This window comes from Bradyrhizobium sp. BR14999 (assembly GCF_056106085.1).
Genome location: NZ_CM148536.1, coordinates 4799646 through 4811258 on the forward strand (window position 1 = coordinate 4799646; position 11613 = coordinate 4811258).

Genomic DNA, 11613 nt, shown 5'->3' on the forward strand with positions numbered 1-11613 from the left:
ATCAAGAACTGTAACGCTGGGGGGCGAGTCGCTCCCCGGCCACCCCGGGCCACGATTTTCCGCGCCACTCTGCGATATTCCGCGATTTCCCGCGTTTGATGATAGCGGTCGGCTCCACCGTTGGACAGAGATCGCTCTACAACGTCCGTCATTCGACCGCGATGGCCACTTTTCCGAAGTGCGCGCCGCTAGCCATGTGACGGAACGCCTCCGGAACTTGGTCGAACGGGAAGGTCTTGTCGATCACGGGCCTCATTCGATTGATGGCGATCGCATCGCACATTGCCTGCAGGTCTTCGACTGAGCCCACGGTGACCCCCTGCAGTCGTTGCTGCTGCATGACCATCAAGGGCAGGCGCAGTTCGGCCGGCGGCGGTCCGGCGAGCACGCCGATGAAGGCGATCGTCCCGCCGATGCGGATCGCCCGGATCGACTCGTTGAGCGAGCCGACGCCGCCGACCTCGACGACCAGATCCACGCCTTGGCCTGTAAGGTCTCGCGCCTTCTTGCCCCAGTCGGGCGCCGTCCTATAATTGATTGTGACATCGGCCCCCAAAGATTTCAGCCGTTCGAGCTTGGCCTCGTTCGACGAGGTGGCGATGACGCGCGCGCCGCACATCTTCGCGAACTGAAGTGCAAAGATCGATACGCCGCCGGTGCCCTGTGTCAGGACGGTCTGGCCGGCCCTCACGCCACCGAGTTTGACCGTCGCGCTCCATGCGGTCAGCCCCGCGCAGGGCAGGGCGGCAGCCTCGAGGTCGGAGAGGTGATCCGGAGTTCGGACCAGCGCTTGCGATGAAAAGACGCGGTACTCGGCGAGGACGCCGTCGACAGCGCCTCCGAGGGCTCCCTGCATCTTCGCCGCACTTGGTTCGCCGCCGATCCATGTCTCGAAGAAGCTGCCGACGACGCGATCGCCAGGCGCGAATGCCTTCACATCCGGACCGACGGCCTCCACGAGGCCGGCACCGTCGGAAACCGGTATCAACGGAAATTTCTGACGCGAACCGTACCCGCCCTTGATCGTGAGAAGGTCGCGATAGTTGAGCGTCGCAGCCTTGATGCGCACCAGCACTTGGCCCGGTCCGGCCTGCGGGACGGGTCTGTTGACCAGCTTGAGTCCCTCGACCCCATCCGGTCCCTGCAATTCGAAGCACTTCATTGTCGCGTTTCCTTGTGTTCGCCCGGTCAAGACCGAAACGGCATTCGCTTGAATGTCACGCTCAATCCTCCTGACCGTCTGCACGAAGGGGCCCGGCGGCTTGCGACAGCAGTGCGACGACTCCCAAATGCGGTCTCGTCCGGCTCATCCAGAGATCCGGGCGCCGAATATTCCGGATTCGAAAACCGCCGTTATCCCTGCGTCGTTGAGCATACCTGCCCGAGGTCGAAAGGTCACTGAGTTCGAGTGTGGCTCAAAACCGAACCCAGCGGGGAGGGCAGCTCTTGGCGCGAAGCGGACATTCGACCGGACGCGCATGTCCAAAGGCCAAGCGCCGACATGCCGAATAGTGCCGCTCTCCGGGTTGAGCGGACGCAGTTCCCGAGTTGCGGATCCGACTACTGTTGCGAAGGCCCCGCAGCAGCCGAAAGGTTCTCGCGGGAAGAGATTGCTAGACTTCGCTCTCGCGTGCGCAATTTCCAGCGACCCTGTATTGGATCAGTCGATGCAAACGATGTTTTTCGGACGCTTTAGAGTTCCGAATTTCAGAAATTTTACTGGCGAGGGGGCCGCGAGCGAGATAAGCGAGCAAAAAAGTTGAATATCCGCTGTCTCTTTTCTCCGCCTCAGGGCATTGACGATATGCCCATCATGGGGCTCGATCAGCGTCGAGCGTGCGGAGGAGACGAGATCATGGGCTACAAGCCGATCGAGTCCTATGGCGTCATCGGCGACCTGCACACCATTGCCCTGGTCGGCATCGACGGGTCCATCGACTGGTGCTGCCTGCCGCACTTTGACTCACCGAGCGTCTTCGCGGCGATCCTCGACGACCAGAAAGGGGGCTCATTCCGCATCGCCAGTCTCTACGAGGCGCAGCACAAACAGATGTACATGCCTGACAGCAACGTCCTGGTGACGCGCTTTCTTAGCGACCAGGGCGTCGGTGAGGTCGTCGACTTCATGCCGGTCCAAGGCCCGCGCGAGATCAGAAAGATCCACCAGATCGTCCGGGTAGTGCGGGCGGTGCGCGGGTCGGTTCGATTCCGCCTCGACTGCCGGCCGGCTTTCGACTTCGCCCGCCGGCCCCACCAGGTCGTCCTGGAGGGCCGGGGAGCGATCTTCGAGGCGCAAGGCATGAAAGTCTCGCTAGTCAGCCGCTTCCCGCTTGGTCGGCAGGGCGACGGCGTCGCTGCCGAGTTCGTTCTCAACCCCGGCGAGACGACCACGTTCATCCTCCGCCAGGTGGAGGAGAACGGCCACGATAGCGATCATGACGGCGTCCTGCTCGAGGCGCGGCTGGTCGGCACGGAGGCCCTGACGCAAACCCTGGCCTTTTGGCGGCAGTGGCTGAGAAAGTGCAACTATTCAGGTCGCTGGCGCGAGATGGTCCACCGCTCGGCGCTGGTATTGAAGCTGCTGACGTTCGCGCCGACCGGCGCGATCGTGGCGGCGCCGACCTGCGGGCTGCCGGAAGAGATCGGCGGAGTGCGCAACTGGGACTATCGTTATACTTGGGTGCGCGACGCCGCTTTCACCAATTACGCCTTCCTGCGCCTGGGGCTGACGTCGGAGGCGGAGCAGTTCATGGCCTGGTTGGAACAGCGGGCCGTCGAGGGCGCCCGGGGCAACCCGTTGCAGACTATGTACCGCATCGACGGCGGGCACGAACTACCCGAGGAGGTCCTCGGCCACCTCGATGGCTACCGCGGCTCGCGTCCGGTGCGAGTCGGAAACGCCGCTGCCGCGCAGCTGCAGCTGGACATCTATGGCGAGCTGATGGACGCCGTCTACCTGTACGACAAGTACGGGACGCCGACCGGCTATGACTTCTGGTGCCACCTGCGCAAGATGCTCGACTGGGTGGCGAACAACTGGGAGCGAGCCGACGATGGCATCTGGGAGGTGCGCGGTGGACAGCAGCAGTTCGTCTACTCCAAGGTGCAGTGCTGGGTGGCGCTGGACCGAGCGATCCGCCTTGCGCAGAAGCGGAGCCTGCCGCTGGACCGCACCCGCCTGGCCGCGGAGCGAGACCGCATCTACGAGGCCATCATGACGCGCGGCTGGGACACGGAGCGGCAGACCTTCGTGCAGCACTTCGCCACCGACGCGGTGGATGCGTCCAACCTGATCATGCCGCTCGTCTTCTTCCTGTCGCCGACTGACCCCCGCATGCGCGGGACGCTCGATCGGACCATGGCGGAGCTGGTCTCCGACAGCCTGGTGCACCGCTACGAGATCGGCAGAGGAGCCGGCGACGGCCTGACCGGGAGCGAGGGGACGTTCAATATGTGTACGTTCTGGCTGGTGGAAGCGCTGGCCCGGTCGGGCCGCGCCGAGGAGGCCCGCTTCATCTTCGAGAAGATGCTGACCTATGCCAACCACCTCGGCCTGTACGCCGAGGAAACGGGTCCGCGTGGCGAAGCGCTGGGCAACTTCCCGCAGGCATTCACTCACATCGGGTTGATCAGCGCCGCGTTCAACCTGGACCGCCGGCTCGGCGTGGCGCCTTGAGTAGGGTCGGACCATGAGCGCGCAGGTCACTTACCTAGGGACTTCCATCGCAGACTGGGTGGGGGAGCTTTCGAGCAGCGATCCGCTCCAGCGCCGCCTCGGCGCATATGCCCTGGGCGAGATCGGCCCCGCGGCAACCGAGGCTGTGTCCGACCTCGCTGCGGCCCTCCAGGACCCGGTTGAGTTCGTGCGCGTCTGGGCGGCGGCGGCCCTCGCCCGGGTGGCGCCGCTGGGTGGAGAGTCGGTCACCGTCCTTATTGCGGAGTTAGGCGACGAGCTTGCCTTCGTCCGCAGCCTGGCGGCCTGGCACCTCGGGCGCCTCGGTCCGACCTTCCCGGGGATCGAACAAGCCCTCATCCCCCTCCGACAGCTAGCGGGTGATAAGGATCCGAGCGTGCGGGTGGAGGCCGCGCTGGCGCTGGGGATGCTCGAGGGGAAGGGCGCCCCGCCGCCGGAGCTGAAGTCCTTGTCCACTTGAGCTCGTCAGTTAAACCTATCTTCGAGATAGCTGATCAGCTTCACTTGCGATGGCGCGTGATCGGGCAGGTATATTTGCGCTCGTTCGTCGCCGGATCCCGATTACGAGGTCAGGCGCCAATTTAGGGATGATGATTCTCTTTCGACGTCGAGGAACCGAATCTCTGGACGCGAGAGCAGACCGGCGGGCGCTACTTGAACGTTTCTCGTTCGCCTCCCATGTACAAGGTACATCAAGACGAAGGCTGGTACCTTCACCAACCTGCCCGCTGCGGTAAGGTGGTATCCACACTTGTGGGATGGGGCTGTTCAGTGGCAATCCAGGCAGTACCAGCCTCCGGCGAAGCTCAGGGGGCAACATGTCTATCCCACCTTTAAGTCTGTATTCCGCTCCGCCAACGCGGCGCCGTGTCATCATCGGACTGGCCGCGTCTTCCCTTCCCGCTCCAGCCATTGTCCGCGTGGGCCGCATCATGCCAATCCGCAGCATGGTGATCGCTGAAACCGGCCTCCCATCGGCCGGCTTTGTCCAGCGCCTGTTCTATAATGCTCTCGCCACCGGGCTTGCCCGAGGCCGGATCACGGTCCGGCTAAAAAACAGGGCCGTGACCTCGAATGAAGTGGAGCGACTGGTCAGCAACGCGCGCCAAACTGGCTGGATCGATGACCAGCCCGGCGCGCCGGGGGCCATCCGGAATGGGGAGAACTGGCAATGACCATTAGGCAGAGCACCGAAATCCGAAACGGGATGGATGCGAGAAAGATCGCTGTGCTGCACATTCCCCACAGTTCTCGCCTGATTCCGGCCGATGAGCGCGCGCGACTGTCTCTCGGCGAGAGTGAGCTCGAAACTGAGTTGCTCCGGATGACGGACGCTTTTACCGACGAGCTATTCCCACCTACGCTTCATGAAGCGGAGCGAGTTGTGTTTCCAGTCAGCCGGCTGGTATGCGACGTGGAACGCTTTTCAGACGATGCAGACGAGCCGATGGCAGGCCGCGGCATGGGCGCGATCTACACCGCAACCAGCACCGGGAGACGCCTGCGAGCCACAGCTTCGGCGCCTGAACATGAGCGTATTATGACGCGGTGGTATCGGCCGCATCATGAGTTACTCACGTCGGCCGTGGACAAGGTGCTCCGCCGTGAAGACCGTTGCCTCATTATCGATTGCCACAGTTTCGCTGATCGTCCGCTACCGCACGAGCCTGACCAGGACCCGCGGAGACCCGAAATCTGCATTGGGACGGATCCTCTCCACACCGCGCATGGACTGAGTGGAGCAATTGCAGACGCTGCAAGGAAACTCGGGTTCACCGTTGCTGCTGACAGACCATTTTCGGGCGCGCTCGTTCCGGCGAAACACTACCGTGCCGACATGAGGGTTCAATCGCTAATGATAGAGGTGAACCGGCGGGTCTACATGAACGAGCTTACGGGCGATCGTCTCGTCAGCTTTGAGAAGTGCAGGGAAGCCGTTGGCAGTCTTGTGTCAACTGCGGCGACTTTCCTCCTTTCTGCATAGCCATAGAGCAGAGCCGAGGCTCGCGTTCCGTTTTTTTGCTCGAGCCGCCATATTCACGCTGGAAGCGACGACGCTTTTCCTGCCTGGTGTTTTTGCGTTCACTCGCTGGTAAGGGCTGTCCATTGGTGCAGGCGTTCATGGGGTAGTGCTGCGTGGTATAACGTACGCAAAGCTGGGGTGGGCTTTCGCTAAGTAGGGCATCCGGGTGAGCGCCTGCGTCGAAGAGAGCGCGCTAGCGCGGTGAGCGTACAGGCTCACTCCTGATGACAATCCCAGCCGCATCGCGATCAAACGTGTCGGACGTAACCCCGTCCCTGCGCAGCAGATATTTTTCAATCTTGTTAGTTGGCGTCTTTGGCAGATCGCTCAGGATGCGGACGTAGCGCGGCACCATGAAGTGAGCCATTCTTGGCCTGAGGAAGTGGATGAGGTCCGCGGGATCCAGGGTCTGACCTTCGGCGAGGGACACTGCGACGAGCACGTCGTCCTCGCCATGTTCGCTGGGCACGGAGACCGCGGCAGCCTCCCGAATGGCCGGGTGGGCTGCGACTTCGAGCTCGACCTCGAACGAGGAAATATTCTCGCCGCGCCGGCGAATGGCGTCCTTGAAGCGATCGACGAAGAAGTAATTTCCGTCCTGGTCGATGCGGAAGGCGTCGCCCGTGTGAAACCAGCCATTGCGCCAGGCGAGCGCGGTGGCCTCCGCGGCCTTGTTGTAACCGTGATTCATTGCCCAGGGCGTGTCGGTTCGCAGGACCAGTTCCCCGATCTCGCCAACCGCAACTTCGCAGTCATGGGCGTCGACGAGTCGGGCCTCGACACCGGCCCGTGGCTTGCCGCAGGCGGCTGCGACGGTCGGGTTCGGCTCTGTCGCCAGCGGGCAGGAGACTTCCGACATGTTGAAGAGCGTGTGCGTCGTGACGCCGTAGCGTTTGCCGAACGTGATCCCTTCCTCGCTCAAGGGAATGATGGTGACGTTCTTGAGCGGGCTGTCCTTCTCATCGCCATTGTCCGTCCGTTTCATCAGGAAGCTCGCCATCACGCCGAGTAGGATCACCATCGTCGTGTTGGTCTTGGCCACCGTCGACCAGAATGATCCGGTATCGAAACGGTCAACCATGGCGATGGAGCCGCCGTTGATCAGCATGGCGTAGCTCGGCCCCGTCCCGCCGACATGAAACAGCGGAAGGTTCACCATGAACGTGTCGGTGGCGTCGAGGTAAGGGATGCCGTCTCGATCGGCCGAGATGCCGCGCCCCGTGGCATAGAGGTGGGCGTAGGACGACAGGACGCCTTTTGAGGGGCCGGTCGTCCCGGATGTGTAGATGATGGTCTGCGTGTCCCAGGGCGCGATCGGATGATCGAGTTTCGGCGCTTCCGCGGACGTCGAATCGAGGGCACTCGACGGCAGCACCTCGAGCCCGCCAATCGCAGCCGGCTCACCGCTGATCACGACGACCTTGCGGAGCTTGGCTCTGTCGATGTCGCCGAGCCGTGGCAGCAGGCTCGCATGGACGATCGCAACCGTTGCGCCGGCATTGTTGACGACATGTTGGAGAATGCCGCCACGATAGGCGGTGTTGATCGGCACGTAGATGGCGCCCATCATGTTGATGCCAAACCAGGCGCGCAGACATTCAGGGCCGTTCGGGAGCCAGACGAGGACGGTGTCGCCTTGCTTCACGCCCAGCGCTTGCAGGGCGTTGCCGGTTCGGCGCGCCAGGCGTAGCAATTCGCCGTATTTCAACCGGGTGCCGTCGTCGAAGGTTGCGTAGACCTTGTCCGGCGTCTCGCGACCCCAGCGTTCGAGGAGGCAACTCAGAACGCATTCCTCGGCGGCGGGAACCTTGTGGCTCGTCATTGAAACCTCCCTGCTCATATTGTCGCGGCCAGCGCTAAAGGCGCACTAGCCGGGTCGAATGGCCCCGGTCGTTGCGATGCCGGAGCTTCCTTCAGTTCCACGCCGGAGGGCGCGGTCGTCCAACCTCAGTCGGGGCCGATGGCGCGCAGCCCCCGAGCGATGCGGGACAGCGTTTCGATGCAATCGGTAATTTCGGTGGCCGACACGCCCCTCGTTCCCTGCCGGAAGAATTCCAGCGAGCGCGTGTGCAAATCCTTCCAGGCCCCGATGCCGGCCGAGGTGAGGCACACCATCCTCTTGCGGCGATCGTCTTCAGCCTCGACGCGTTCGACAAGACCCTTCTTCTCAAGTCCCTTCAGCACGGCATCCAGATTTTGCCGGCTCACGCCGAGATACGCATAGAGATCCGAGAACAGCATGCCCTTGGGATCGCGGTACAGCGCGCCCAGCGTCGCACCCGTCACGGCCGAGAAACCCAGTTCGCGAACGGCTTGGGTCTCGTAGATGTTGGCGGCCTGAAACAGCCTGAAGAAGAGCCTGTTGTTGAGATGGTCGCGCGAGGAATGACCCGCCGGCAGGTCGCGGCTGGTCCTCGTCCCGGTCTTGACGGCTGTCGGCATCGCGCGTCCCCTTAATTTGTGTAATGATATTGACATAATATGGCCTTGTCCATAGCCTTTGGCGCCAAATGCAGCCCCGTGAGCCGGGAAGGATCGACATGCCGTTTCGAAAGATGCTCATCGCCAACCGCGGGGAAATCGCGCTTCGCATCGCACGGGCGGCGTTCGAGCTGGATATCCCCATCGTCACGGTGTTTCCCGCAGATGACGCGGCTTCCGCCCACGCCAAGGCCGGCAGCGAAGCACGGCAATTGCCGGGTATGGGAGCTGCGGCCTATCTCGATGTCGAAGCCATCGTCGATGCAGCGCGGCAGACTGGTTGCGACGCCGTGCATCCCGGCTATGGGTTTCTGTCGGAGAACCCGGCCTTCGCGCGGGCGCTGTCCGCGGCAGGGATGACTTTCGTCGGTCCGGCCGCGGAGACGCTCGAACTGTTCGGCAACAAGTCGGAGGCGCGGCGGCACGCGCGCGACGCCGGCGTCCCCGTGCTCGAAGGATCGGCCGGAGCGGTTTCCCAGGCCGAGGCGGCGGCCTTCCTGGACAAGCTCGGCAGCGGCGGCGCGATCATGATCAAGGCGGTGGCCGGGGGAGGCGGCCGCGGCATGCGCGTCGTGTCGGCACCGGCCGAACTCGCTGCAGCCTGGGAGCGCTGTCGTTCCGAGGCGCAGGCCTCGTTTGGCGCCGATGCGCTCTATGTCGAACGTTACCTGCCGAACGCGCGCCATATCGAAGTGCAGGTCGTCGGAGACGGCGACGCGATCGTCCATCTGGGCGAGCGCGAATGCACCATCCAGCGGCGCCATCAGAAGATCGTCGAGATGGCGCCGAGCCGGAGCCTGACGCCAAAATTCCGCGACGCCATCTGCGAGGCATCGGTCCGCATGGCCACTGCTGCGGCGTATCGCGGCCTCGGAACATTCGAATTCCTGATGCCTGCGGACGGCGGCAGCTTCGTCTTCATCGAGGCCAATCCGCGCCTGCAGGTCGAGCACACCGTGACCGAGGAGATCTACGGGATCGACCTGGTCAAGACGCAGATCCGCGTCGCTTCGGGCCTGCGGTTGCGCGACATCGGTCTCGGCACCGCGCCCGTTGCGCGCGGCGGCGCGATCCAGTTCCGCGTCAATATGGAGAAGATGACGGCCGATGGTGGTGCGCGACCGACCGGAGGTGCGCTGACGAGGTTCTCCTTGCCGAGCGGTCCCGGCATCCGTGTCGACACGTTCGGCTATGTCGGTTACCGCACCAGTCCGCGTTATGATTCCCTGCTCGCGAAAGTCATCGCTTATTCACCCGAGGGCATGGACGATGCCATCCGGCGCGGGCGGCGGGCGCTGGAAGAGTTTCGCATCGACGGCGTGGAGACCAACATTCCCGTGCTTCGCGCGCTCGTGGAGAACGCGGATTTTCTTGCCGACCGCCTGTCGACGAAATTCCTGGAGCAGCATCACGAAAGCATCTTCGCGGCCGCGACGAAGTTTGCAGGCCACGCCGAACAGCCGGCCAAGCGCTCGCGCGACGTCCGCGCCATCGATCCGCTCGGCGTCTTCGAGAGCAAGGCGGCCATCGCGTCCCAGCAGCTCACCGCAGGACGCGAGCGGCACGCGGTTCATGTGCCGGAAGGACTGGTCGCAATCCCGGCGCCGCTGCAGGGAACGATCGTTGCCTGCAACGTCGCACGGGGCGACCGCGTGCGCGCGGGACAGCAGGTGGTCGCGATCGAAGCCATGAAGATGGAGCATGTGATCGCGGCACCGGTTGCGGGCGTCGTCGAGGACATTCTCGTCACGCGCGGCGACACCATCTTCGAAGGCGAGTCACTCCTGCACATCACGCCTTCCGACGACGCCGGGGCCGGTGTCGAGGAAGCCGAAGCCATCGATCTCGATCACATCAGGGGCGATCTGGCCGAAGCGCTGGCGCGACGTGCGGAACGGCTCGACGAGGGCCGCCCGGACGCCGTTGCGCGTCGTCGCAAGACCAACCAGCGCACTGCGCGCGAAAACATCTCCGATCTCTGCGATCCCGACTCCTTCATCGAATATGGCGGCCTCGCGCTCGCGGCGCAGCGCCAGCGGCGTTCGCCGGAGGAGCTGCGCCGGATGAGTCCCGCCGATGGCCTGATCACGGGCGTCGGGGCGGTGAACGGCGAGCTGTTCGGCGACGACCAATCGCGCTGCGCGGTCATGGCCTACGACTACACGGTGTTCGCGGGGACGCAGGGCGTCGTCAATCACAAGAAGAAGGACCGGCTGTTGTCGCTCGCCGACAAATGGTCGCTGCCGGTCGTGCTCTTTGCGGAAGGCGGCGGCGGCCGGCCCGGTGACGAATGGCCGACACCTGCGGGGCTGGAAACCACGACGTTCTCGAAGGTCGGCGCCATTAATGGCAAGGTGCCGTTGATAGGTGTGGTTTCGGGACGGTGCTTTGCGGGCAACGCCGCGCTGCTGGGCAGCTGCGACGTCATCATCGCCGACCGAACCTCGAACATCGGCATGGGCGGCCCGGCGATGATCGAAGGCGGTGGGCTCGGCGTGTTTCGCCCTGAAGACATCGGCCCGGTAGATGTCCAGGCGCCGAACGGCGTGATCGACGTGCTGGTCGAGGACGAGGCGGAAGGTGTCGCTGCCGCCCGCAAATATCTCGGCTATTTCCAGGGGCGGGTCCGTGACTGGTCGTGCGCCGACCAGCGTCTGCTGCGCCACGCCGTGCCCGAGAACCGGCTGCGCGCTTACGACGTGCGGCCGATCATCGAGACGCTCGCGGATGCCGGCTCGGTGCTCGAGCTGCGTCCGTCCTTCGGGCGGGGCATGATTACGGCGCTCGCGCGCATCGAGGGCATCCCGATTGGCCTGATCGCGAACGATTCACGGCATCTCGGCGGTGCCATCGACGCCGATGGCGGCGACAAGGCGGCACGCTTCATCCAGCTCTGCGACGGGTTCGGCATTCCCATCGTCTCGCTGTGCGACACGCCGGGCATGATGGTGGGGCCGGAGGTCGAGAAGACCGCCCAGGTCCGCCACGTCTCCCGGGTGTTCGTCGCGGCCTCGCGCGCGACGGTACCTTATTTCACGGTGGTGCTGCGCAAGGCCTATGGGCTCGGCGCGCTGGCCATGGCCGGCGGATCGAGCCAGATGTCGTTCTTCATGGTGGCTTGGCCCAGCGCCGAGTTCGGTGCCATGGGCCTCGAAGGCGCCGTGAAGCTGGCCTATCGGAAAGAGCTCGCCGCGATCGAGGACGCCGCGGCCCGAAAAGCCTGGTTCGACCAGATGGTGGCCAAATCCTACGAGGACAACAAGGCGCTGAGCGGCGCGACCTTCCTCGAGGTCGACGACGTCATCGACCCCTGCGAGACCCGGCGCTGGATCGTCCGCGGGCTCAAGGCGTCGATGCAGCCGGGCCGATTCAGCGAGAGACGAACGACACGCGTCGACCTGTGGTGAACACGGGC

The 11613-nt window shown here is 64.0% G+C and carries 8 protein-coding genes and 1 riboswitch; of the genes, 5 read left to right on the top strand and 3 right to left on the bottom strand.

The window, feature by feature from the left end:
- Nucleotides 1-148 precede the first annotated feature (148 nt).
- A complete protein-coding gene (locus tag ACR9YP_RS22315; protein ID WP_474217081.1) occupies nucleotides 149-1162 on the bottom strand; it encodes a zinc-dependent alcohol dehydrogenase family protein in 1014 nt (337 codons plus the stop codon).
- A gap of 693 nt (nucleotides 1163-1855) precedes the next feature.
- On the opposite strand from ACR9YP_RS22315, the gene ACR9YP_RS22320 reads away from it, so the two are divergent.
- The 4 genes from ACR9YP_RS22320 to ACR9YP_RS22335 all read left to right on the top strand — a co-directional run bounded on the left by ACR9YP_RS22320 (nucleotide 1856) and on the right by ACR9YP_RS22335 (nucleotide 5678).
- Entirely contained in the window at nucleotides 1856-3676 is a 1821-nt protein-coding gene (locus tag ACR9YP_RS22320) for a glycoside hydrolase family 15 protein (protein WP_438107820.1), read from the top strand.
- Nucleotides 3677-3689: 13 nt separating this feature from the next.
- A complete protein-coding gene (locus ACR9YP_RS22325; protein ID WP_438107821.1) occupies nucleotides 3690-4154 on the top strand; it encodes a HEAT repeat domain-containing protein in 465 nt (154 codons plus the stop codon).
- A gap of 224 nt (nucleotides 4155-4378) precedes the next feature.
- A riboswitch (SAM-I-IV-variant riboswitch) is annotated at nucleotides 4379-4486 on the top strand.
- Nucleotides 4487-4512: 26 nt separating this feature from the next.
- Nucleotides 4513-4869 carry a hypothetical protein gene (locus ACR9YP_RS22330; protein WP_474217082.1) on the top strand — a complete coding sequence of 119 codons (357 nt, stop codon included), beginning with the start codon at nucleotides 4513-4515 and terminating at the stop codon, nucleotides 4867-4869.
- Complete coding sequence (locus ACR9YP_RS22335; RefSeq protein ID WP_438107823.1) at nucleotides 4866-5678, top strand: N-formylglutamate amidohydrolase; 813 nt, start codon at nucleotides 4866-4868, stop codon at nucleotides 5676-5678. The genes ACR9YP_RS22330 and ACR9YP_RS22335 overlap by 4 nt, the downstream gene beginning before the upstream one ends.
- Before the next feature lie 232 nt (nucleotides 5679-5910).
- On the opposite strand, the gene ACR9YP_RS22340 is transcribed toward ACR9YP_RS22335, so the two are convergent.
- Both ACR9YP_RS22340 and ACR9YP_RS22345 read right to left on the bottom strand, forming a co-directional pair.
- Entirely contained in the window at nucleotides 5911-7539 is a 1629-nt protein-coding gene (locus ACR9YP_RS22340; protein WP_438107824.1) for an AMP-binding protein, read from the bottom strand.
- A gap of 125 nt (nucleotides 7540-7664) precedes the next feature.
- Complete coding sequence (locus ACR9YP_RS22345) at nucleotides 7665-8159, bottom strand: MarR family winged helix-turn-helix transcriptional regulator (RefSeq protein WP_438107825.1); 495 nt, start codon at nucleotides 8157-8159, stop codon at nucleotides 7665-7667.
- Between the two features lie 98 nt (nucleotides 8160-8257).
- On the opposite strand from ACR9YP_RS22345, the gene ACR9YP_RS22350 reads away from it, so the two are divergent.
- Nucleotides 8258-11605: an acetyl-CoA carboxylase family protein gene (locus ACR9YP_RS22350; RefSeq protein ID WP_474217083.1), complete on the top strand. Its 3348-nt coding sequence runs from the start codon at nucleotides 8258-8260 to the stop codon at nucleotides 11603-11605.
- Nucleotides 11606-11613 lie beyond the last annotated feature (8 nt).